The organism is Arthrobacter sp. HMSC08H08, from assembly GCF_001807575.1.
GTDB classification, from domain to species: domain Bacteria; phylum Actinomycetota; class Actinomycetes; order Actinomycetales; family Micrococcaceae; genus Pseudoglutamicibacter; species Pseudoglutamicibacter albus.
The window spans coordinates 15,782-38,402 of record NZ_KV789396.1 but is presented as its reverse complement, the minus strand read 5'-3'; the positions used below and the strand labels follow the sequence as shown (position 1 = coordinate 38,402).

Below are 22,621 nucleotides of genomic sequence, written 5' to 3'. Positions count from 1 at the left end.
TCACAGATCAACTTCACAGAGCGACATGGACGGCGGGGCCTAGCTACGTTGGCCCAGCTACGTCGGCCTAGCTGCGTTTGAGCCAGGCTTCGACCTCGTCCACGGTACGTGGGATGTCTTTGGTGAGGGATTCCGCGCCGTCGGCGGTGACGAGGATGTCGTCCTCGATGCGTACGCCGATGCCGCGGTATTCCTCAGGTACAGCGAGGTCCTCAGCCTTGAAGTAGAGGCCCGGCTCGATCGTGAAGACCATCCCTTCGGCCACGATGCCGTCCTGGTACAGCTCCTGGCGGGCCTGCGCGCAGTCGTGGACGTCGAGGCCGAGGTGGTGGCTCACACCGTGCGGCATCCAACGGCGATGCTGCTGGCCGCTCGGCTTGGTCGCTTCCTCAGCGCTCACCGGCAACAGGCCCCACGCATCGAGGTGTTCAGCCAGGACAGCGGCGGCTTTATCGTGGATCATCCGGAACGTGATGCCGGGCTTGACGATCGCGAACGCCTGATCAGCGGCATCCAGGACCGCCTCATAGATCTTGCGTTGGACCGGGGTGAACGTGCCATCCACCGGAACAGTGCGGGTCACATCGGCGGTGTAGAGCGAATCAACCTCAACACCAGCATCGACCAGTAGAAGCTCACCAGAGTTCACCTGGCCGTCGTTGCGGATCCAGTGCAGTGTGGTCGCGTTGTTGCCTGAGGCCGCGATCGTGTCATAGCCGAGGTCATTACCTTCCTCGCGAGCCCGAGCAAAGAACGAGGTCTCCACAACGCGTTCGCCACGCTTATGATCCACGGCGCGGGCAAGGTTGGCGATGATGTTTTCGAAACCGGAAGCCGTCGCGGCAACAGCCTCACGCATCTGCTCGATTTCCCACTCGTCCTTGATCAAACGCAGCTCAGAGAGCGCCTCGGTGAGCTTGGCGTCCTTCTTATCCTCAGCTTCAAGATCGGTGATGCCAGTGTTGATGCGGGAGGTGTCCACGAGCGCATCCACGGTGGGGTCCACGTCACGGACCACACGCACACTCAAACCGCCGAAGGCTGGGTGTCCAGCGTTCTCGGTGATCGCATCCTCAAGTTTCAGGTCCATGTGCTCGGTCGGCAAACCGGTCTGGGTCGCCATCGTTTCGAGCGTGTGGCGCGCACCGATCCAGAACTCGCCGGTGCGTGCGTTGGAATAGAACTCCTTGGAGTCCCGGCCAGCCATCGGGCGGAAATACAGTGTGGAAACGTGCTGGGAGCCGTCATCGCCGGTGCCTTCTTCAACAGGCTCCATGACCAAGACAGCGTCCGGTTCTTGGTCCGTGCCTAGACCGGTCATATGAGCGAAACCGGAATGTGGACGGAAACGGTAATCGGTGTCATTCGAACGCACCTTGAGCGGGCCGGCTGGCAAAACCAGACGCTCACCCGGGAACATCGCGGACAAAGCGGCGCGACGCTTCGCGGCGTAATCGGCTGAGGCCGCGCGGGTCACGCTGTGATCCGACTCTGCCCAGCTCGATGCCATGAACTCACGGAAAGCTTCAGAATTAGGTCGCATGGAACGGTTGTTAACCCTTTCCTCAATAGGCTGCTCAGAAATAGGCTGCTCAGAGCCCGCGCCGGCAGCAGCTGCGGCGGGTGGCTGGGCAGGGGACTGCGATTCAGAGATCTCGTTACTCACACCTCTATCGTGTCACTCGCCACTGACAGTTTCATCCTGAAACATGCGTGCTCTGCCGTAAGCTGAGGATCATGCGCATCGACATTCACACTCATTCGTGGGTTTCAGACGGAACCGAATCGCCTGCCGACGTCATCAAACAAGGCCACGCGGCCGGCCTTGACGTGATCTCCCTGACTGATCACGATGCGGTCGAGGGCTGGGATGCCGCCCGCTCGGCCGCCCTTGAAATGGAGATCGGTTGGCTCGGCGGCATCGAGGTCAGCTGCCGTGTCCCGGATACCGGCGTCACGGTGCACATGCTCGCCTACATGCCGGACCCGGAAGACGCGGCACTGGTTGCCGCGATGGAGGAACAACGGAATTCGCGTATGGCAAGGGCGCGCATGATCGTTGAGAAGCTCGCTGAGGATTTCCCGATCACGTGGGAGGACGTGCTCGCACAAACGAGTGATGGCGCCACGATTGGCCGCCCCCACATCGCCGATGCGCTCGTTGCCGCCAACATCATCCCGGACCGCAGCTCAGCATTCAGTGACCTGCTCTCAAGCAAGAGCCGCTACTACGTTGATCAACCCGCCCCGAGCCCGGTCCGCGCGGTAGAGATGATCCGCGCCGCCGGGGGAGTGCCCGTGATGGCTCATCCCGCAGCCCCCGCGCGCGGCCGGGTGATCCGTGCCGCCGACCTTGAAGAATGTGTTGACGCCGGGCTCGCCGGAGTTGAGATCCACCACCGAGATAACAACCAAGCCGGGCGGGAATGGCTCCACAAGGTAGCCCGCGAACGCAACCTCATTGTCACCGGGTCCTCCGACTATCACGGCACCGGAAAACCGAACCGGCTCGGTGAAAACCTCACCGAGCCGGAACAGCTACAAAAAATCCTTAACCAGGCCGCACCCGCCAATCGGAGCGCATACACCGCGGGTCTACCTGCAGAATGGGTGCGCTGAGCTCACGCCGCAGGTTTAGGCGCTACTCGGCGCCTTCGCCCGAACGCGTGCGGCGGCGCTGACGGCCACCTGAGCGGCGCCGCGAACGGCTCCCGCCACGCGAACGCTGCGATCCAGAATCACCCTGCGCGCCTGCGTCTGAGCCCTGCGCTGAGTTCTGTCGCGTTGACTCGGCGCCTTCGCCCGAACGGGTACGACGGCGCTGACGGCCACCGGAACGGCCGCTACGGCCACCCTCACCACGACCAGAACGCTCGCCGCGCTCGCTACGGCCACGTTCGCCACGGCCACGGCCGGAACGAGCCGAGCGACGGGAACCGGAGCGCCCCGAGCCAGAGCGGCCACCGCGGGACTTGCGGGAATCCGGGCCACCCAAATCCTCAACGTGCTCGGCATCCAAGCCAGCCAGAACACGCTTATCCCGAGGCAAGCGGCCTTTTGTGCCCTTCGGGATGTTCAAATCCTCAAACAGGTGCTCCGAAGAGGAATAGGTTTCGCGAGGCTCCTCAAAATCAAGGCCTAACGCCTTGTTGATCAGGCCCCAACGGGGAACATCCTCCCAATCCACAAACGTGACAGCCGTACCTTTGTGGCCGGCGCGGCCCGTACGGCCCACACGGTGCAGATACGTCTTCTCATCATCCGGGCAGTACAGGTTGATCACGTGCGTGACGTCCTCAACGTCAATACCGCGAGCGGCAACGTCCGTAGCAACTAGCACATCGACCTTATTGTTGCGGAACGCACGCAACGCCTGCTCGCGCGCACCCTGCCCTAAATCGCCGTGTAAAGCACCCGCCGCGAACCCACGGTCCTTGAGCTCCTCAGCCATCCGGTCAGCCTGGCGCTTGGTTCGCGTGAAAATAATCGTGCGGCCACGGCCTTCAGCCTGCAGCACGCGCGCAACAACCTCATCCTTATCCAACTGATGCGCGCGGTACACCAGCTGCCGGATGTCCTTCTTCGTGATATTCGCAGACTCATCGGGCGCGGACGCCCGGATATGCGTCGGCTTCGACATGTAGCGGCGCGCCATCGAAATAACAGGCCCAGGCATCGTCGCAGAGAACAACATCGTCTGCCGAACTTCAGGCACAGCAGCAATCAGACGCTCAACATCCGGGAGGAACCCCAGATCCAGCATCTCGTCAGCCTCATCCAAAACAACAATCCGCACAGCAGACAAATTCAGGTGACGCTGCCGGTTCAAATCAATCAAACGCCCAGGCGTACCGACCACCACATCGACACCCTTAGCCAACTGCTCAATCTGCGGCGAATACGCACGCCCACCATAAATCGTGGCGATCCGCACCGAACGTTTCGACGCTGCCAACGTCAAGTCATCCGCAACCTGAACCGCCAACTCACGAGTCGGCGCCACAATCAAAGCCTGCGGAGCCCCCGGATGCGGCAAATCCTCATAACCATCCTCACCCGGAGCAACAACACGCTGCAGAGCAGGGATACCAAAACCGAGGGTCTTACCCGTACCGGTCTGAGCCTGGCCAATGATGTCGTGGCCGCCCAAAGCAACCGGCAACGTCATCGCCTGAATAGGGAACGGGTGCTCAATCCCCTTGGAAGCTAAAGCCTCAACAATGCGAGCATCCACATCGAAATCAGCGAAAGTCTGCTGAGTGGTTTCAGTCATTCAATACTCTCTATTACGCCTGATGGGCGAAACCGACCGGGCCGGGACGGCGGCCATCGAAATCAACATAAGCGATCGAATCGCCAGGCACAGCGATCTTACGGCCCTTGACACCGCTCAACTGCAGCAGCGAACCGTTCTTGACGGCCTCTTCAATCTGAGCAACCACATCGTCATAGCTGGCATCAGTTTCAATACCAACCTCGCGGGCCACGTGTTTCACGCCGATACGAATTTCCATGTGAAGAACCTTTCGCCTCTGACTCACAGCCGCGAAAGCGACTGTCATTATCATCGATGTCCACCACGCGTGTGGTAGGAGGCACCGTGCTTATTCCCTACGTTACGGCATCTGCGTGGTTGAGTGTTCGAGGTAGCCATCAATTCCGCGCCAAGCTAAGCGCCACACAAGCTCGCTTGCGCACTCCCGGGTCATCTCATCCGAAGTCTGCTGCCACAAACCAGCGGCACGCTCCGCAGCCGCCGTGACAGCAAGCCCTAAATATGTGGCCTCAAACTGATCCAAAGACGTGAATGTAGCGAGCTTCTGGCCAATCTCAAGCCCGATCGTGTCGCGGAACTGACGCAAACGACGAGCAATTGTGGCCTCATGCGAAAGATCAGACTCAAAAACTAGCTCGTGCGCGGAACCTTCCCGCGCCACGAAATCGAAATACGCCTCCACCGTGGAACGCACCGTAGTGAACGGATCATCAGACGCGTTCAACGCTTCACGGACAGCGAGAACCAAACTATCGAGCTCATGTTCAAGCAACGCCACATACAGGTCCAGCTTGCTGGAGAAATGCTGATACAAAACCGGTTTAGAAACCCCAGCGTTCTCGGCGATCAGATCCATCGACGCCGCGAAGTAACCGTGCTGAGAGAAAGTACGTTGCGCAACACCCATCAGTTGTGCGCGGCGTTCATCACGAGGCATTCGCCTGGCTGCTTGAGTCATGTCGATGTGTCCTTCCGCCTCAGACCGATGCGAACGGTTCGCAACCCAATGTACCGAATCTACCGGAGGAACCAATGGAGCGATGGGGCCGATGCAGTGGGGCCGATGGGGCGGTGGGGGCGAGGCGGCGGAGGGCTCGGCCTGCGGGGGAGGGATCGGCCTGCGGTGCGCAGCACGTGGTTTCGCGGAACCTCGTGCTGCGCACGTGCGGATGAGGTTAACGTGTACGTGGGATCATGGCCGCATGGAGAATCTAGCTAGTCCAGACCCTACGGCTTCTGGCCAAACAAGCTCGGGACTCGATGCGCGCGAGGCGCTCGTCTGGCTGGGCGCGGAAGCCGAGTTCACGAGTTCAGCAGCGACGAGCATCGACGGCCTTGCCACCGGTGTCCGTATCCTCACGACAACGCGGTTGCGGCAAGCCCAGCTGATGATAGCCCGGCCGGATGCCCGCGTGGTCTTGTGCGCGCCGGAGGCCGGTGAAAGCGAATGTGAAGCGCTGATGCGCGTGGGTGCCGAGCAGGGAACGCAGTGGGCTGTCATGGGCCTGCAGGCCGCAGTCGATGCCGGAGCCGAGAAGCGGGTCGCTGAAGCGATCGACGTAGGCGTGTTGATGCCCGCCCCGCTCCAGGCGGCACCGGAAGGCTGGAGCCTTGATGCGGCACGCCAACGCGAGAAAGACAGTCAACTGACAACCCAGGATGTTGCGCTGGCATGCGAAGCCGCCGTCGCGAACTACCTGGACGGACACATCCACGCACCGCTCGCATGCCTGGCAACCGCAACTGCGGGCACGAACGGAGCTCGCGTGAGCGCAACCGCGGCCGGGGCGGGACCCGTGCGAGCTGCAGTCAACGCGGTAGTGACCAACGGAAGCCGCACACTGCGGCAACGAGCCGCAGGCCGCGTCGAAACGTTGGCTCAAGCTGAACAGCTCGGGGAACGCGCCGCTCAAGCACTCCTGGACGCAGGCGCCGAGGCGGCTCCGCCGTAGGTCAGCGGCCAGCTCCCATCTACGCGGGCCGAAGGGTTCTTGCGGCGCAAGAAGTCCTGGAAGTTCGCGGCCCACTCCTGATGCCACTGAACCTGCTGCGAATGCAGTAGCAACGGGACGATCTGAACTTCGGCAGGGTAGCGGCGGGCAATCTCATCGGCCACACCAACAGCGGCTAGGGCATCCGCATCGGCGGTGTGGGCTTTATTCAACGGGACGTTATAGAACTCGCTCATCACGCTCAACGTGCGTTTACCGCGGCGGAACCGGTCCAATTTACGGTCCAAAACGAGCGGGTCGATGACCGGGCTCGCATCAATGGTTTCAACGCCATGACGCTGAGCTTCCGAACGCAACACGGTGAAGTCATACGGGGCGTTGAACGCGATGACCGGCATGGTCTGGAAGAGTTGCGATAACAGCTCAGACATCTCGCGTACAGCCTCAACCGGATCGCGGCCGTCAGCTTGAACATCGGCGTCAGAAATCCCATGGATCTTCGTGGTTTCTGGCGGGATGGGAACCCCAGGGTTCACAAGCCAGTTGTGCGACTGCATCAGTTCAGCCTTGCCGTTGATGATGCTGATGTTCGCTGAGACGATGCGGGCCTCGTGTGGGTTCGGAGACGTCGTCTCCAGATCGAACGCGGCACGCGGAAGCTCATGCCAAGGATGTGGTGCACTGTGAGCGGAAGATGAGGTCATGCATCTAACCTACCTGGGCTGTTGCGCGGCCAGGGCGGGCGGTTTGCGTGCTGTGGTTTTCTCTTAGGCTGTGCGGCGCGGGAGTTTCAAACTGTCAGACCCCTGTGATGCAGTGTGAGTGGAACCAAAGCTGGGCGTTTAGAGGAGGCTGCGATGAGTAACGTTCCTGGCGGCCGGGCACGGCCAGAAAGTGCTGCTCGGGGTGGGGCGCTTCTGTCTGGGGAGGGCAGGCGCGACCCCGAGGTGGTGGACGAGGCCGTGTTTCGGGTCCTGGAAGCGTGCCCCGCCGGCAGGGTGGTGGCATACGGAACCGTTGCGGCGTGGCTGGGGCTTTCCAACGCTCGGAGGGCAGCTGCGGCAATGCGCCGTGCCCCGGAAGGCATCCCGTGGTGGCGGCATGTGCGTACCGATGGCGGGCTGATCCCTGAACTTCTGGGGCGTGCTCGGCGGCACTGGGAAGATGAAGGCACGCCCTATGGCGAGCGTGGAGTGCGTGAGGCGGCGTTCTGGCATCCGGACAGCCTCGAATGGAGCACGTTGAGAGACCGGATTGCGCAGCTTGAAGCTATCGACGCGGGCGAAATGGGTGCGGATGAAACAGACGCGGGCGAAACCGCCAGCAACGTAACCGCCGCGAGTGAAGCAACGGAGGAACCACGATGCTGAAAGAAGCTCCGCCTGAGGTGCCGGAATGGTGCGAATTGCCGGAGTACGTGAAGAACCCTGGCTGCGGTCCCCGCGTGATTCTCGGCGAACCAGGAACAGGTAAAACCGAGCTCGCTTTGAGCCTCATGGTCCACCGGATACGTGCCGGGATGGACACAACCGCGGGCATCATCTTGGTGCCTGACCGTGCCGCCGCGAACCGTCTGCGTGACCAGCTGGCACTGCGCAGCAACATCACGTTCTCTTCCCCCGTCGTGCGCACGTTCGCAGGCTTCGCATATGACGTTCTATCCCAAGCGTGGGAATCCGGGGCGCTCGCCGGGGTACCAACCGCGCCCCGCCTTCTCAGCGGTGCCGAGCAAGACACCCTCATCGAGGAGCTTCTGGCCGGTCACCAAGAAAAAGGTGGCGGGCCAGCTTGGCCGGATTCCCTCGGCGACGCCCCACGCACTCGCGGTTTCCGTAGCGAGCTACGCGAATTCATGGACCGCTCCGACGAATTCAGCGCAAGTCCCGAAGAAATCCAGGCGGCAGGCAGGCGGCTCGGGATCCCAGAATGGGAAGCGACAGCCCAGTTCCTTCAAGAGTTCCGTGACGTAGCAAGCCTCCAACACCCAGAAGCCTTCGCCCCCGCAGAACTCATGATGCAAGCGATCGTAGCGCTGGAAGCCAACACGGAGTTCGCGGCACGGTTCCTCGCGGAACTTGAGCTAGTCGTCATTGACGATGCTCAAGAAGCGACCCCGTCACAAAACCGGCTCATCAGCCTACTGATGAACACGCCAAGCCGCGCCGGAGCCCGCGACGTCATCGCGCTTGCATGCCCCGACACCGTAGTTCAAGGCTTCCGCGGCGCACGAGCAGACCTAGTCGATGATCTCATTTCAATAGCGAAACAACGCACCGGGGAGAACGCGGTGACCGTGCTGGAAACCTCGACCCAGATGAGCACCACCCGGATGAGCCCAGGCATTCACAGCATGTACCGCGCCATCGTGAACCGGCTGCCCGCCATCGGAGCGGATGCGCTACGGCGACCCTATGAAGCACAGTTCGACGCCAGCGCTGAGGTTTCACTGGTTTCCAGCGTGGCTGATGAACACCGGCTTGTGGCCCGGCACGTCATCGACTCACATATCCGCAGGTCCGTTCCATACGAAGAGATCGCGGTTATCGCGCGCAACCAAGAACAAGTATCCCGGCTCGCCCGCGCCCTGGAACTAAACGGAATCGCGACCGAACTACCACCAGCATCACGGCCGTTGAAAGAAGAAGCCGCGGTAGCGCCGCTACTTGACATGGCGCGCATCGCGCTGCGGCCAACGGAACTCGGGCCACGGAACGGAACCCACGAAGCCAACAAGACCAACGCGGCGCGCGCCGCGGCGGTGGAACGCCTCCTGCTGGGCCGCTACGGAGACGTCACGAGCATCGACATCCGCCGTATTCGGCAAGACCTACTCGGCTACGACCGTCTAAGGAACGCCCACCTCTACAACGAGGAGGACGGCCCAGGCATCAAACCGCCCACGAGCGACGAACTCCTCGGAAACCTCCTGGACGCCGACTACACACAAGAGGACTATCAAAGCTGGGGTGCCGCCGGCCACGCCGCGCTACGCCTCAAAGGAATGATCACGGCAACACGAGAACACCTCACCGGACCCACAACGCCGGCAACCGTGCTGTGGTCACTGTGGGAGAACGCCCGAATGGGGGAAGCCTGGCGCAGCACGGCACTGAAAGACAACGGCCTGCGCTCCAGCCGAGCACACCGCGACCTCGACGCCGTGATGGCACTGTTCCAAGCCGCCGAACGTTTCGCGGAACAAAACCCGAAAGGGTCCGTGATCCGTTTCATTGAAAGCCTCGAAGACCATGACGTCCCCACGGACTCACTTGCCCAACGAGGCTCCTCAAGCGGGCGAGTCAAAGTCCTCACCCCAGCGGCAGCCGCCGGAACCGAATACAACACCGTGATCATCGCAGGGCTGCAAGAAGGCGTTTGGCCATCCACCGGGCTACGCGGGCAACTCTTGCGTTCGCAAGACCTTGCGGCAGTGCTCGAACACGGGCCGGAAACACTGCACAGCACCACCGTGGCAGACAAGCTCAAAGCCGTACGTGCAGACGAGCTACGCCAGCTCGCCTCAGCGGTTTCCCGAGCCAGAGAACAGCTCTACGTCACCGCCGTCATGGACGAGGACATCACACCATCCACGTTCCTCGATACGATGCGCGGGCCACACGCCAGCAAACTCACACCCATCCAAGTGCCGCGGCCAGCCACACTTGCGTCCCTTGTTGCGATGTTGCGCCGCACCGCAGAAGCAGGGGAGAGCGCGGACGTGATCGAGGACGCCGCGACCGTCCTGGGATACCTCAGCGCAACAGGAGAGCGGGGTGAAGAGCCAGCGGACAACACAGCGTCAGTGCGGGGTGCGGCACCGGAAGAGTGGTGGGGTTTGGCGCCACTGAGCTCACATGATCCGGTGATCGCACCCGGAAACGAGATCAAAGTCTCCGGCTCGAAGGTAGAAGACGCGATCGAACGCCCGCAAACCTGGTTCATGCGGGCCGCCGGAGGAGTGAAACCCACAGACTTCGCGAGATCCCTCGGAACGCTGATCCACCGGATCGCGGAACGCTTCCCAGAAGCCAACATGGATTCGATGCTGAGAGAACTCAGCAGCAGCTGGGAAGAGCTCTCTTTCGACTCCGACTGGGAGAGCAAACGAGAATACGAATACGCGCGGGAAATCCTCGAGAAATTCGCAGCCTACGTTGGCTCACCACCGAGGGAATCAGCGAAAGAGGAACACGGATTCAAGGTAGCGCTGCCGCCAGCTGAAGGCGACCAGCACCCGATCTCCATCAGCGGCTCAATCGACCGCATCGACTTAGACGACAACGGCCGCCCCACCATCACCGACCTCAAAACAGGTAAGAACCTCCCCACCCAAGAGGCAGTCAAAACCCACGACCAGTTACGCACCTACCAGTTAGCGGTCATCCACGGGGCACTCAAGGAGCTCACCCAGATCCCCGAGGAACACCGCAACAGACCAGCGGGAGGGCGCATCGTCGGCTTGGGAGGAGCAGCTAAGGGCCCTGCGCTGCGTGAACAGGAAAGCATCGTGGAAACAAAGCAAGTCCAGGACGCTGAACAGCGCGTGCGCGAAGCCGCAGCGATCATGTCTGCCGCAGATTTCTTGGCCCGGCACCTGCCCGGTGGATTCCCCTGCGCAAACCCCGGAACATGCCCACTGTGCTCTTCAGGAAGGCAGGTAACACACCCATGAGCGCCGAAAACTACACGCCAAGCCAACTTGCCGAAACCCTCGGAGCACACGAACCAACCAGCGAACAAGCCGCGGTCATCTCGGCCGGGATGGAGCCGTTGCTCGTCGTCGCCGGAGCCGGTTCCGGGAAAACCGCCACTATGACAGACCGAGTGCTCTGGCTTGTCGCAAACCAAAAAGTACAACCCGAAGGGATCCTCGGCCTCACCTTTACACGCAAAGCCGCAGGCGAACTCGCCGAACGCGTGAGAGGACGCATCGAAGACCTCCGTCGCCGCACAGGCGAAGAAATCGAAGGCCTCCAGAGCGGGCTAGGCCCCGAAATCTCGACCTACCACTCATTCGCGCAAGCACTCGTACGCGACCACGGGATGCGCATCGGGATCGAACCCGACGCCACACTCATCGACGAAGCACACCAGTGGATGCTGATGACCCGGATCGCCAACAGCTACGACGGCAACCTCGATGGCGTCGCCTACGCTAAAGCGACACTCATTGAAGCAGCCCTGAACTATTCCGGCCAGGCCGCCGAACACCTCGTTGAACCAGCTGAAACAGTCGACTGGCTCCACGAACACGCCGACCGTATCGCGGAACTTCCACCAGGAGCCACAGCCCGGACGAAAAACCCAAGCCCACTGATCGGCAAGCTGCGTAGCAAAGCCGTCATCGCGGACCTAGCCGGCCGCTACCAAACACTCAAACGGGAACGGTCCCTGCTCGATTTCGGCGACCTCATCAAACACGCCGTAACCCTTGCCAGGATCCCGGAGATCAGTGCAGCTTACAGGGAACGCTTCCCCGTGGTGCTCCTGGACGAATTCCAAGACACCTCGCATGCCCAAATGGAGCTCTTCCATCGGCTTTTCGGGCACAGCAATCGCGGTCACAGTAAACACTGCATCACCGCGGTCGGGGACCCCAACCAGGCCATCTACTCCTTCCGAGGCGCATCAGCCGGCCAGCTTGAATCCTTCAAACACCGCTTCGGCACTACCGAAGAAGACGGCACGCACACACCCGCGCCACAGATGGAACTGACCATCGCATGGCGCAACGGCCACAGCATCCTCGATGCCGCCAACCGCATCTCCGAACCGTTACGCGGCGGAGACCATGGCAGTGATCACGAGGCTGAAGCTGTCCTGGAGACGACAGCCGATGCGAGCGGGGGAGCTGCAGGGCCCATTGCCCGTCGCGAGCGTGAGATCACGTTGCCGAGCCGAGGCAGCCTCCACGTCTCACCACTTCGGGCGCACGCGCACGCCGAGACCGCCGAAGTGCGACTAGCGTCCTACCTGCTTGAGCGAGATGAAGCAGAAGGGCTTGCTGACGCGATCCAGACGGAACGTGAAACGCATTACGCAAGCCACGGGACCTGGCCGAGTGTTGCGATGCTGACTCGTGTGCGCTCCAACCAAGAAACCTACGCCGAAGCACTACGCGAACGTGGAATACCGGTCGAGGTCGTAGGGCTCAAGGGGCTCACGGAAACCCCCGAGGTCCAAGACATCATCGCGACCCTCACCGTGATCAATGACCCGGGCCGTTCAGACTCCCTCATGCGTCTGCTCGCAGGCGCCCGCTGGAGGATCGGTCCCGCCGACCTCATGGCGCTCAACGATTACGCCGAATACAGGGCCAAGCGGCGATCCTACGCAATCCAACACCAGCTCCCCGCCGACTTCGAATCCGAAGACGGATCCAAAGAAAGCGACCGCGGATTCGCATCCGACACCGGCGAAATCGTTGAAAGCGCAAGCCTCATCGAAGCGCTCCACAACCTTCCTCAACCCGGGTGGGTCTCCAAAGCGGGACGCACGCTGAGTGAGGCCGCGCATCGTCGTTTGACCCGCCTCAAAGAAGAACTCACTTACCTGCGTTCGCTCGCCAACGAAGATCTACCGACCGTCGTCACAGAAATCGAGCGGGTCCTCGGCCTCGACATCGAACTGCTTGCCCGGCCATACGCTCATGAAGCGAGTGCGCGGCGCCACGTCGATGCGTTCATGGACCTCGTCGTGACATTCGATGCGGCACAAGAAACCCCAGACCTCACCGCGTTCCTCGAATGGCTCAGCATCGCAAGCGATCACGGAGGCGGCATCGAACAAGCCCCCGAACCCGCGACCGACGGAACCGTGCAGATCCTCACGGTTCACGGATCAAAGGGCCTCGAATGGGACGTCGTCGCACTCCCAGGCATGCGCGAAGGAGACTTCCCAAGCGACAGGGCAACAAACTGGGTTACAGACGTCAGCGAGTTCCCGTGGCCGTTGCGCGGCGACCGCGATGGGCTGTCTCAGTTCACGGCGTTAGAAGACCCTCAACAATGGGTGGACAATCAACGCGACCTCACAGACCTGAACTTCCTACCTAGTAGCAGTAAGAAGAAAAAAGAGGGCGCCCCGGAATACAAGACCGCCGTAGCCGAGCATGCAGTCAATGAGGAACGACGCCTCGCATACGTTGGTGTGACGCGTGCCCGCAGTCTCGTGCTGTGCAGCTCAAGTCGGTTCAAAGGCACCAACAAGAAACCGAGCGAGTCCTCGCAATTCTTCACCGAACTCACGAACATGGCCAACAGCGAGGGGGCAGGCTCGAACGTCCAGATCGCGCGAGGCCTCACGGCGGAAGAGGGGCAGGCCGCTGAAAACCCGGAAGCCGCCACCATCGTGGAGGCTGCGTGGCCTTACGATCCACTCGAAGGCCCAACCATCCGCCACGTTCAGCCCGCATCCCTCGACGAAGACCTCGTATCACAAGCGCAAGCCGCACAGAGTTCAGAGCCACGCGGCCCCGTGCCCCACAATCTAGTGCAACGCGTTATTGCGGCGCCTGCCGCGGGACGCCGCGCCGCAGTGGAAGCCGCCGCGGATCACGTGCGTAGCGCCGCTCGAGGTCTTCAAAACAGCGGTGTGAACGGTGAAACACTCGCTGAACACATGAGAACCGAGGCTGGCAGAGAATGGGCCGAAGAAGCACACCTGTTGCTGCTGGAGCGCGCCGCGTCTGAACAGCAACACACATGGAAGCCAAGCCACGTGCGTGCCTCGCTGTTAGTCGAAACGGAACAGAACCCAGACAGCGCTTTCCGCAACCTCGTCCGGCCTGTTCCTCATCGGCCTGGCATCGCCGCCCAGCAGGGAACAGAGTTCCACGAATGGGTCGAAGAGCACTTCAACAAAGCATCAGGTTTCGGGCTTGATGACCAACTCATCCCCGATCTGGACGTGTATGCCGATGCGGAAGATTCAGCGACGCTGGATGCCCTCAAAGAAGGTTTCCTCGCCTCGGAATGGGCCGGCCGGATCCCGCATCAAGTCGAAGCTCCCGTGGAAACCGCGATCGCCGGTGTCAGTGTCCGCGGGTTCATCGACGCAGTCTATAAAGAGGACGACGGCTGGCTGCTGGTCGACTGGAAGACTGGCCGCGTTCCCTCGAAAAAAGAACTGCCAGCCAAAGCTAGACAGCTTGCTGTCTATCGGCTTGCCTGGTCGCGTCTCACCGGTACACCCATCGAGAAGATCAAGACCGCGTTCTACTATGTGGGGCACGGCACCACCGTGTGGCCGGAAGAAGAACAACTCGCAACAGAAGCCGAACTCGAAGCCGCACTACAACGCATCCTGAACCCGGAAACGAGCGGGGGAGCAGGGCCAAGCGCGGGGCCTGAAAGTTAGCAAGGCGGGGCCGAGGGCCGGTCCTCACGTCAGTTGATCAAGGCTTCTCGTGCGTGTCCGTGGTCTCCCCGGTGCGCGTGGGTGGAGTGTCGCGTTCATCCGCGGAAGGGTCCGCGGACGCATCAACAACGGGGATCGCGGTGGTATCCAGATCTTCAGCCGCTGCCAGCTGTTCTTCCTCCAGGCGGCGCTGTTCTTCTGCGCGGCGCCGTTCCTCTTCTTGGCGTTGCCGCTCTTCTGCCTGGCGTTTTTCTTCTTCGATGCGGCGGCGTTCGGCTTCTTCCGCGGCACGTTGAAGCTCAGCTTCATAGCGTTGAACCGCCAGAATGTTTTCGTTCAGCTGGTTCAGCGAGGCTTCGGCCTGGTCGATTTGGGCCTGGTCAGCGTGGGTGAGTGCCCCGGAAAGCCAGGAAGCTAACGCGAATTCGGCCGCAAGTGTTGCACGGTTACGTAGGTCGTCATCGCCCAGCTGTCCACGGGCTTGCCCATACGCTTCGAAGATCGCATCCACCGTGTCAGGGTTATCGATGCCTAAGACCCACGCCAAGTCAGTAGCCGGGTCACCAACGCGTAACGCAGACCAGCCGGTGACCGCCTGCAAGCGCCCTTCGTGAATGAACAAACGTTCCTCATGAAGGTCGCCGTGGATCACGGTGGGGTTGAACCTCCACCAGGCAACGTTTTCCATCATCTCTTCCCAACGGCGCAACAGTTCGGGAGGGACCTTGCCTGATTCTGCGACGTGGTCCAGCTGAGACAGCAAGCCGCGGCGCAATTCTTCAGCTTCAAACACCGGAAGCCTGGAAGCCTCAACCAGTTCGTGTTTGAGCCCGTGAATCGCGGCGATCGCCTGGCCGACGCCTTGTGCGAGCTGGCGCCCGCCATCGGCTTCGAGCTCTTGCAAATCCAGTACGTGCCCCAGTAAGTGGTGGTAAACGAAGGTACGCAGTTGCCCCTGGACTACGGTGCCTGCGATTGTCGGCACAGAGAACGGCAGGGTTGCTCGCGCGGCCGCGGTGAGCGTGTCGAGCGCGCTTTGCTCCGTTTCAAGTTTCATGCTCGCGTCCGCGTGGCGGGGGCTCGTCACGCGCCACCGTTTCCCTTGAGAGTCCACGATGAGCGCAGAATCGAAATCAGCAGAGTCTTCCGGTAAACGGCCCGCTTGGACGGCTGAAAGCCCGGGGACTGCGGCTGTGGCGATGGCGGCGAGGTCGAGCGTACTGCGTTTCACCCTCATAACGTTACGTTGTTATGAGGCTCTTTGCTTGACTGGAGACACCCTGAAGGGACACCTATTTTTTGCTGGGCGCATCGGGTGTACCGGCTACGGTATGTGTATGTCTTTTCTGTCAGTTCCGTTCTCGGGGTTCGCGTGGGATCGCGGTGGTATGGACCGCCGTGAGCACGCCTGGCTTGAGGCTGCAGTGACTGATCCTGCGACCCGGGTTGTGGTGGTAGAACGCAACAGTGTCTTAGTGGATAACAGTGTCTTGGCAGCAAACAGCGTCTTAGTGGACAGCGATGTCTTGGCGGACAGTCCCGCGCAGGGTGACGGGGTGCGTCTTGCTCAGCTGACGGTTGGTGACCTGCACTCGCCGGATGTCCTGCAAACGGCGGGTGTTGCATCTGCCGCCGATGCGCCGGTTGCCTGGCCTGAAGCCGTGTGGCTTGGCCACGTGGAAGGCCAGGATTGGGTTGCGGTTCCGGCCGCATCCGGCCTTGAGACCACGGTGCCTGCGGGTGTGGCGTGGGCGGATGTGCGTCGGGTTGCGGCTCAGTTGTCGGGGCAGGATTCGGCGTTGGCGGCAACGTCGGTGGCGATTCTGGCGTGGAGTGCCGCGAATCGGTTCTGTTCCCGGTGTGGTGAGTCGATGCGTGCAATCGACGCCGGTTGGGTCCGGGTGTGTGGTGCGGGGCATGAGGAGTTCCCGCGGCTTGACCCTGCGGTGATTGTGCGGATCACTGATGATGCTGACCGGGTTTTGTTGGGGCATAACGCGGCCTGGGAGGCTGGACGGTTCTCGATTTTCGCTGGGTTCGTTGAGCCGGGGGAATCCTTTGAGGACGCGGTGCGTCGGGAGATGCGTGAGGAGGTCGGGCTGGAACTGACCGAGATCACGTATAGGGGTTCGCAACCGTGGCCTTTTCCTCGTTCGCTCATGGTTGGGTTCACGGCACGGGCCGCATCGTGTGGTGTTGTGACCCAGCCTGATGAGATTGATGAGGCCCGGTGGTTCAGTCGTGATGAGTTGCGTGAAGCGGTGGCTGGTGGTGTGATGCGTTTGCCGGGGTCGTCTTCGATCTCGTATGCGTTGTTGGCGGACTGGTATGGGGAAGCGTTGCCTGAGAGGGAGGCTGGTGGGCGTGCATAGTCCGAGCCCTGAAGAGATTTTGGATGGCTTGGATGCCGAGCAGCACGAGGTTGCTTCCAATATTCATGGGCCGATGGCGGTGATCGCTGGCGCGGGGACGGGTAAGACTCGTGCTATTACGCATCGGATTGCGTATGGGGTGGCAACGGGTGCGTATGTTCCGAATCAGGTGATGGCGGTGACGTTCACGGCGCGCGCGGCTGCGGAGATGCGGGCTCGTCTGCGTGCTTTGGGTGCTCACGGGGTGCAGGCGCATACGTTTCACGCGGCGGCGTTGCGGCAGTTGCAGTATTTTTGGCCGCAAGCTGTGGGCGGGCAGCTTCCGGCGTTGATTGACCATAAGGCTCCGTTGGTGATGGAAGCGGCCCGCCGGTTGCGGGTTTCGGCTGATCGTGCGGCGGTGCGCGATATTGCTGGTGAGCTTGAGTGGGCGAAGGTTTCGATGTTGACGCCGGAGGCTTATGCGTCGCCTGCGTTGAACCGTCCGTCGGTTGGGAATGTTGATCATCAGGCTTTGGCGCGTTTGTATGCCTTGTATGAGGAGGTTAAAACGGACCGCGGGATGATCGATTTTGAGGATGTTTTGTTGTTGACGGTGGGCATCCTTGAAGATGATGAGCGGATTGCCGCGCAGGTGCGCAGCCAGTATCGGCATTTCACGGTGGATGAGTATCAGGATGTTTCCCCGCTTCAGCAGCGGCTTTTGGACGCCTGGTTGGGTACCCGTAACGACGTGTGTGTTGTGGGGGATCCGTCGCAGACGATTTATTCGTTCACGGGAGCTACACCGCGGTTCTTGCTGGATTTTCGTTCTAAGCATCCGGATGCCCGTGAGGTGCGTTTGGTGCGGGATTATCGTTCGACTCCGCAGGTGGTTTCGGTCGCTAACCGTCTGCTCGCACACCGTAGGGTTGAGCGCGGCTTGGATCAGCGGGGCGCGGTGTGGGCTGAACCGCTTGAGTTGATTGCTCAACGTGATGCGGGCCCACAGCCTGAGTTTCACGAGGCCGCAGATGACGATGCGGAAGCGGAGTTCATTGCCCAGCGGATCAGCCAGTTGCACGAGACCGATGGTGTCGCGCTGAAAGACATCGCTGTTTTGTTCCGCACGAATGGGCAATCGGAAGCGTTTGAGCGTGCGTTGAACGCTCACGGGATTAGCTTCCAGTTGCGCGGCGCTGAGCGTTTCTTTAAGCGTTCTGAGGTTCTGCAGGCGATGGCGCAGATTCGCACGGCGGCACGGCAGGCCCCGGATCACCCGGCGCCGCAACTGGTGCGGGATTTGTTGGGGTCGATGGGCTGGTCGGCTAAGGCCCCGCAGGCTACAGGTGCGGTCCGCGACCGCTGGGAATCGTTGTCCGCACTGGTCTCGCTGGCTGAGAGCATGGGTGCCTCGTTGGGTGAGGGCGAACAGATCACGATGAAGCAGTTCGCTGATGAGCTGATGGAACGCGCCCAGACAGCACACGTTCCGCAACTTGAAGGTGTCACGTTGGCGTCCCTGCACTCTTCGAAGGGTCTTGAATGGGACACCGTGTTCCTCGCGGGCATGACTGAAGGACTCATGCCGATCTCTTTCGCTGAAGACCAAGCGGGCGTGGATGAGGAACGCCGCCTCATGTATGTGGGTGTAACGCGTGCCCAGCGCCGGCTTATCATTTCCTGGGCTCGCTCCCGCACCACTGGTGGCCGTGGCCGCCGCCGGCGCACACGCTTCCTCGACGGGATCGCGCCAACACCACAAGGCGGCACCTCCGCTAGGCCAACAAGGCAGGCCCATCGCAAACCCACGAGTGTTCTGCGCTGCCGGGAATGCGACGGCATCCTCACCAGCGCAACCGAACGTAAACTGCGCCGCTGCGATAACTGCGCGCCAGAAATCAACCAGGAACTCTACGAATCGCTGCGTGAATGGCGCACCGCAACCGCTCGTGAGATCGGGATGCCTGCCTTCGTTGTGCTCACTGACGCATCGCTTCTGGCGCTCGCCGAGATCATGCCGGACGGGCCTGAGGAGCTTTTGAAGGTCCCAGGTATTGGGGCTGCAAAGATGCGGCGTCATGGCGAAAGTATTTTGTCGCTGCTCTCGGACTACCGCTGATAGCCTCACGGCGCGTGCCGCTGACACCTTCACGGCGCGTGCCGTTGACGTGGGCAGTTGCATGAGGCCGGCTGGTAGGTTATCGCGGAGGTTTTAGCGTCGATGCTGATGCTGTGGTTGGTGCTCGGTGGGGGTATGCGCTCATCCAGGATGTGGAGGGCGTGCTGAACGCCGATGGCCGCCACGACGTTGGTTTGCGCTGTTTCTGGGGCGCTGAGGTGTGGGCTGCTCAGTTCGGTGCGTTCTTCTCGTAGCGGCCACGTGTTGGTTACGCATTCGGCACATAAGAGCGGGGAAGCGCTATCACCGGCGTGTGGGGTGCGGATGAGAGGCCCAATGCGTGCGTGATCGTGCAGCAAGACGATGGGCAACACGGGGATGTTGAGGCTTGCTAGCTGGCTCAATTCGTCTGTTGTGAGGCCGTCGTTGCGTATATAGATGACCGCATCGAGGCAGTGGGCTACGTGGCTGAGTTCGAGTGCACCGATCACGGTGGTGTGCGGATGTATCCGAGCCAGCTGCCGTTGAAGGGCTGTTGCGCGGCTGAGCCCGAGTTCGGTGAGCCGTAGTGGTGTGGTTCCAAGGTCCCAGGATTGCACGCGTTGGGTGTCGCCGCTGAGGATCCGGCCTACCCCGGCGGCAGCGAGCCCGAACGCGACGCTCATCCCGCATCGGTCGAGGCCGTCAATCCACACGCTGCGGCGTTGGCGTTGATAGGCGCCCGGTAGTTCTTCTGCGTCAGCTTTTTCTTGGCGGCCTGCTGTGCGGTGCTGAACAGGTGCTTTGTGGAGGTAGCGGGCGTCGTTGATGAGCCGCTCCCCAAGTAGCCCTGGGGCAGGAAGTTTAGGTTTGGGCAGCGCCGTAAGCAGCTGTTTGAGGGATGCCAGTTCCTCGGCGCTGACGCCGGTGATCTGTGTGGTTTCTGGTCCGTCGCCGAGAGTGATCCGGCCGTCCGGGTAGGCGAAAACCCGGGTATGAGGCGCTGGGGCGTGGTCTAGCTCGGGGGCTTTCGCTGTAGGCAACGCTGTCATGGGTCTGTCCTTCGCATTGAGGGAGCTGGTGTGGTTATCGTGCCAGTTTCGCGCAGCAGGCCAGCGAGTCATCCACAGGTTCGGATGTCCACAACCGAACGTGGGGAGGATCAACGACAATGGATGTACTTTCCCCGATGCCTTGCGGATTTGGAGTTGTGTAGTGAGAACCGAGCACCACATCACCGTGGATGAACTACCTGTCTTGGTGCGTCGTTCATCGCGCCGCCACAAAACCGTGAGCGCGCGGTGGGAGAACGGGATCCTGTGTCTTGCGGTCCCTGCAACGATGAGCCCTACCGCTGTTGAGACGTGGGCGCGTACGATGCGGGAACGGCTTAGCTCCCGTGCCTCACCGGCCGCTCGCACGGATGAGGAGTTGATGCGGCGCGCTGAAAAGATCGCCCACAGCGTGTTCGATGGGCGGGGCATCCCGACCTCGATCCGGTGGGTTACGAATCAGCGGATGCGGTGGGGCTCTGCGACGCTCTCAACGGGAGCCATCCGGATTTCACACATGCTTGAGCACATGCCGCCGTGGGTTATCGACTACGTGATTGGCCACGAGATGGCGCACCTGATAGTGCCGTATGACGGGCACGGGGCCCAGTTCAAAGCGCTCGAGCATCAGCTTCCGCGAGTAGCGGAGGCTAAGGCTTTCCTCGATGGCGTCGTGTGGGCGCGCAGGCTCGGCGACGGCGGCGCCCCTGATGTCGCCGGAGGGAAAGCTGAGGAGTCCTAGCCGCTATTTAGCGGTTACTTCTCGGAATCGTCCTCGCCCTGGTCGTTGTCGCTAGCGCCACCATCGGAAGAGTCGCCACCATTGGAGGAATCGCCGCCACCAGCAGAGGTGCCGTCGAGCCAAGCGCTCACGGCGGCGTCGAAGTCTTCGTCTGAGGCATCGAGCAGCGCGCGGCGTTCGAAATAGCCGGTCGGGTCGTCGAGGTCTTCAGCGGTAGGGAGGCTCGCCATATCGGCCCACGCTTCGTCGCGGGCCTCGTTACCGCGTTCCTGGGCGATGAACTCCCACACAGCGGAGGCGTCGCGGGCGCGGCGGGGGCGCATCTCCAAACCGACCAGCCCCGCGAAAGCCAGCTCTTTAGGGCCCCCGGTTGCCCTGCGGCGGCGGATCATCTCCCGTAGCGCGGGAGCGGACGGCAAACGGTGAGCCGCTTGCGTCACTACCGAATCAACCCAACCTTCAATCAGGGCCAGCGTGGTCTCTAGCCGTGCCAGCGCTGCTTCTTGCTGAGGGGTCTTGGTTGGCTCCAGCATCCCGGACTGCAGGACTTCTTGGAACGCGGACGGGTTGAACGGGTCGATCTCGTCGAGTTGTTCGTGGATCGCTGAGGTATTCATGCTGATGCCTTCAGCGAAGTCGGTAACGAGTGCCACCACGTGGTCTTCGAGCCACTCGACCGAATTGAACAGGCGCACGGTAGCGGCTTCACGCATCGCTAGATACAACAGGACTTCAAGATAAGGCTCGGCGAGCCCTTCACCGAAGGCTTTCGCGTTCGCCGGGACGAGGGCGAAACCGCGGCCGGCCATCGGAAGACCAACGTCCGTTCCACCGAAAGTTTCAGACGCCATCGAACCCACGGCTTGGCCCAGCTGGGCGCCGAACATGGTTGAGCCGAGCGAGGTCAGGAACGATCCCGCTTGCCCGAGTAGCGCGCGGGCTTCCTCCGGCATCTGATCGTTGAGTGAGTGGCTTACGGCTTCGGATGCGCGGCGAGCTACAGGTTCGGTGAGGCGCTGCCAACCAGGCAGTGTCTTTTTGATCCATTCGGAACGGCGCAGAATCTGGGGTTGAGCAGCTGGTGCCTCGAAAGAAGTGACTTCGTTGAGCCACATGCCAGCCAAGTGGGCGGCCTCTTCAACATCGTGGCGTTCCTCGTCCGTGACCTTCGGGTCATCGCTACCGAGGACCTGCTCAGCGGATTCCGTCGCGATATTCCAGTTGACGGGCCCACCCGAATTGCCTTGGGCTAGGGCCCCGAAGATGTGCTGGAGCTGCCCGAAGATCGCATTGAAATCGGGTTGCTGACGGGGGTCATCGTCACCTGAGCCGCTACCCATGCCTGCCCCCATTCCGGGACCCATATGCATCGAGAAGCCCAGCGGTGTGGCCCCACCGAAGAGCTGGTTGAACATCTGGCTCAGCGGATCGCTCGGGCCGTTGGCATCACTGTTGCCGTTGCTACCCGCATCGTTAGCACCTGCGCCGCCCGCGCCACCAGAGCTACCTGCGCCGCCCGCGCCACCAGAGCTACCAGCGCCGCCCGTGCCAGACTGAGAACCGTCAGCGCCGTTTTGACCGGTACGGTCTGGGTGCTCGCGGTTGTTGTCGCGGTCATCGCGGCGTTCGCGGTCCTCGTTGTTCTCGCGGTCGTCGTGTGAGCGTGGATCGTCAGCCATACTCCTACGCTACCTGGCTATGGGCGTGAGCACCGGGTGGTTTCGCTTGTGGCTCAGCGCGCCACAGACTCGTGTAGGCCCGCGTTGGCGGTCGTGTCAATCCTTGCTGT

General features: G+C 61.6%; 16 protein-coding genes. 8 read left to right on the top strand and 8 right to left on the bottom strand.

All coding sequences use genetic code 11. From position 1 onward, the window contains the following. Nucleotides 1–67: 67 nt before the first annotated feature. On the bottom strand, nucleotides 68–1,666 hold the full coding sequence (locus HMPREF3175_RS06920) for an aminopeptidase P family protein (protein WP_370991844.1): 1,599 nt from the start codon (nucleotides 1,664–1,666) through the stop codon (nucleotides 68–70). A 71-nt stretch (nucleotides 1,667–1,737) separates the two neighbouring features. Between HMPREF3175_RS06920 and HMPREF3175_RS06915 the strand changes: the two genes are divergently transcribed. Next, nucleotides 1,738–2,619 (top strand): PHP domain-containing protein, encoded by an 882-nt coding sequence (locus HMPREF3175_RS06915; protein ID WP_070491459.1) that lies wholly within the window; start codon nucleotides 1,738–1,740, stop codon nucleotides 2,617–2,619. 22 nt (nucleotides 2,620–2,641) lie between these two features. Here HMPREF3175_RS06915 and HMPREF3175_RS06910 read toward each other — a convergent pair whose 3' ends face one another. From HMPREF3175_RS06910 to HMPREF3175_RS06900, 3 genes are all read right to left on the bottom strand, one after another. Further along, a complete protein-coding gene (locus HMPREF3175_RS06910; protein WP_083289483.1) occupies nucleotides 2,642–4,273 on the bottom strand; it encodes a DEAD/DEAH box helicase in 1,632 nt (543 codons plus the stop codon). Nucleotides 4,274–4,286: 13 nt separating this feature from the next. Further along, nucleotides 4,287–4,514 carry a DUF3107 domain-containing protein gene (locus tag HMPREF3175_RS06905; protein ID WP_035755427.1) on the bottom strand — a complete coding sequence of 76 codons (228 nt, stop codon included), beginning with the start codon at nucleotides 4,512–4,514 and terminating at the stop codon, nucleotides 4,287–4,289. Nucleotides 4,515–4,616: 102 nt separating this feature from the next. Further along, nucleotides 4,617–5,234, bottom strand: a complete 618-nt coding sequence (locus tag HMPREF3175_RS06900) for a TetR/AcrR family transcriptional regulator (protein ID WP_083289482.1) — start codon at nucleotides 5,232–5,234, stop codon at nucleotides 4,617–4,619. A 244-nt stretch (nucleotides 5,235–5,478) separates the two neighbouring features. Between HMPREF3175_RS06900 and HMPREF3175_RS06895 the strand changes: the two genes are divergently transcribed. Beyond that, nucleotides 5,479–6,228 carry a hypothetical protein gene (locus HMPREF3175_RS06895; protein ID WP_070491457.1) on the top strand — a complete coding sequence of 250 codons (750 nt, stop codon included), beginning with the start codon at nucleotides 5,479–5,481 and terminating at the stop codon, nucleotides 6,226–6,228. On the opposite strand, the gene HMPREF3175_RS06890 is transcribed toward HMPREF3175_RS06895, so the two are convergent. Then, nucleotides 6,186–6,932, bottom strand: a complete 747-nt coding sequence (locus HMPREF3175_RS06890; RefSeq protein WP_070491455.1) for a 3'-5' exonuclease — start codon at nucleotides 6,930–6,932, stop codon at nucleotides 6,186–6,188. The two genes, HMPREF3175_RS06895 and HMPREF3175_RS06890, sit on opposite strands and share 43 nt — an antisense overlap. 153 nt (nucleotides 6,933–7,085) lie before the next feature. Here HMPREF3175_RS06890 and HMPREF3175_RS06885 point away from each other — a divergent pair, with 153 nt between their 5' ends. The 3 genes from HMPREF3175_RS06885 to HMPREF3175_RS06875 are packed head-to-tail and all read left to right on the top strand — an operon-like array spanning nucleotide 7,086 to nucleotide 14,586. Further along, the gene (locus HMPREF3175_RS06885) at nucleotides 7,086–7,598 is read left to right on the top strand and encodes an MGMT family protein (RefSeq protein ID WP_070491454.1); all 513 of its coding nucleotides are present in this window, start codon (nucleotides 7,086–7,088) and stop codon (nucleotides 7,596–7,598) included. Beyond that, entirely contained in the window at nucleotides 7,592–10,900 is a 3,309-nt protein-coding gene (locus tag HMPREF3175_RS06880; protein WP_070491452.1) for an ATP-dependent DNA helicase, read from the top strand. Before HMPREF3175_RS06885 ends, HMPREF3175_RS06880 begins: the two co-directional genes overlap by 7 nt. Beyond that, nucleotides 10,897–14,586 carry an ATP-dependent helicase gene (locus HMPREF3175_RS06875; protein ID WP_070491450.1) on the top strand — a complete coding sequence of 1,230 codons (3,690 nt, stop codon included), beginning with the start codon at nucleotides 10,897–10,899 and terminating at the stop codon, nucleotides 14,584–14,586. The genes HMPREF3175_RS06880 and HMPREF3175_RS06875 overlap by 4 nt, the downstream gene beginning before the upstream one ends. A gap of 37 nt (nucleotides 14,587–14,623) precedes the next feature. Here HMPREF3175_RS06875 and HMPREF3175_RS06870 read toward each other — a convergent pair whose 3' ends face one another. Continuing rightward, nucleotides 14,624–15,817 (bottom strand): phosphotransferase, encoded by a 1,194-nt coding sequence (locus HMPREF3175_RS06870; RefSeq protein ID WP_176745144.1) that lies wholly within the window; start codon nucleotides 15,815–15,817, stop codon nucleotides 14,624–14,626. A gap of 106 nt (nucleotides 15,818–15,923) precedes the next feature. Between HMPREF3175_RS06870 and nudC the strand changes: the two genes are divergently transcribed. Together nudC and HMPREF3175_RS06860 are read left to right on the top strand one after the other, a co-directional pair. Then, the gene (gene nudC, locus HMPREF3175_RS06865; RefSeq protein WP_176745143.1) at nucleotides 15,924–16,958 is read left to right on the top strand and encodes an NAD(+) diphosphatase; all 1,035 of its coding nucleotides are present in this window, start codon (nucleotides 15,924–15,926) and stop codon (nucleotides 16,956–16,958) included. Continuing rightward, nucleotides 16,951–19,059 carry an ATP-dependent DNA helicase UvrD2 gene (locus HMPREF3175_RS06860; protein ID WP_256276308.1) on the top strand — a complete coding sequence of 703 codons (2,109 nt, stop codon included), beginning with the start codon at nucleotides 16,951–16,953 and terminating at the stop codon, nucleotides 19,057–19,059. The genes nudC and HMPREF3175_RS06860 overlap by 8 nt, the downstream gene beginning before the upstream one ends. Before the next feature lie 29 nt (nucleotides 19,060–19,088). On the opposite strand, the gene HMPREF3175_RS06855 is transcribed toward HMPREF3175_RS06860, so the two are convergent. Next, complete coding sequence (locus tag HMPREF3175_RS06855) at nucleotides 19,089–20,090, bottom strand: hypothetical protein (RefSeq protein ID WP_035755415.1); 1,002 nt, start codon at nucleotides 20,088–20,090, stop codon at nucleotides 19,089–19,091. A 163-nt stretch (nucleotides 20,091–20,253) separates the two neighbouring features. Here HMPREF3175_RS06855 and HMPREF3175_RS06850 point away from each other — a divergent pair, with 163 nt between their 5' ends. Then, nucleotides 20,254–20,832, top strand: coding sequence for a M48 metallopeptidase family protein (locus tag HMPREF3175_RS06850; protein WP_052048337.1), 579 nt, complete (start codon nucleotides 20,254–20,256; stop codon nucleotides 20,830–20,832). Between the two features lie 14 nt (nucleotides 20,833–20,846). Here the strand turns inward: HMPREF3175_RS06850 and HMPREF3175_RS06845 are convergent, their stop codons facing one another. Further along, nucleotides 20,847–22,511: a zinc-dependent metalloprotease gene (locus tag HMPREF3175_RS06845; RefSeq protein WP_141742491.1), complete on the bottom strand. Its 1,665-nt coding sequence runs from the start codon at nucleotides 22,509–22,511 to the stop codon at nucleotides 20,847–20,849. Nucleotides 22,512–22,621 lie beyond the last annotated feature (110 nt).

Bases quoted from the DNA above. Each gene is read 5' to 3' on its own strand.
- HMPREF3175_RS06895 (WP_070491457.1), top strand. From the start codon at position 5,479: ATGGAGAATCTAGCTAGTCCAGACCCTACGGCTTCTGGCCAAACAAGC.
- HMPREF3175_RS06890 (WP_070491455.1), bottom strand. From the start codon at position 6,932: ATGACCTCATCTTCCGCTCACAGTGCACCACATCCTTGGCATGAGCTT.
- HMPREF3175_RS06915 (WP_070491459.1), top strand. From the start codon at position 1,738: ATGCGCATCGACATTCACACTCATTCGTGGGTTTCAGACGGAACCGAA.
- HMPREF3175_RS06875 (WP_070491450.1), top strand. From the start codon at position 10,897: ATGAGCGCCGAAAACTACACGCCAAGCCAACTTGCCGAAACCCTCGGA.
- nudC (WP_176745143.1), top strand. From the start codon at position 15,924: ATGTCTTTTCTGTCAGTTCCGTTCTCGGGGTTCGCGTGGGATCGCGGT.
- HMPREF3175_RS06910 (WP_083289483.1), bottom strand. From the start codon at position 4,273: ATGACTGAAACCACTCAGCAGACTTTCGCTGATTTCGATGTGGATGCT.
- HMPREF3175_RS06845 (WP_141742491.1), bottom strand. From the start codon at position 22,511: ATGGCTGACGATCCACGCTCACACGACGACCGCGAGAACAACGAGGAC.
- HMPREF3175_RS06900 (WP_083289482.1), bottom strand. From the start codon at position 5,234: ATGACTCAAGCAGCCAGGCGAATGCCTCGTGATGAACGCCGCGCACAA.
- HMPREF3175_RS06885 (WP_070491454.1), top strand. From the start codon at position 7,086: ATGAGTAACGTTCCTGGCGGCCGGGCACGGCCAGAAAGTGCTGCTCGG.
- HMPREF3175_RS06855 (WP_035755415.1), bottom strand. From the start codon at position 20,090: ATGACAGCGTTGCCTACAGCGAAAGCCCCCGAGCTAGACCACGCCCCA.
- HMPREF3175_RS06905 (WP_035755427.1), bottom strand. From the start codon at position 4,514: ATGGAAATTCGTATCGGCGTGAAACACGTGGCCCGCGAGGTTGGTATT.
- HMPREF3175_RS06880 (WP_070491452.1), top strand. From the start codon at position 7,592: ATGCTGAAAGAAGCTCCGCCTGAGGTGCCGGAATGGTGCGAATTGCCG.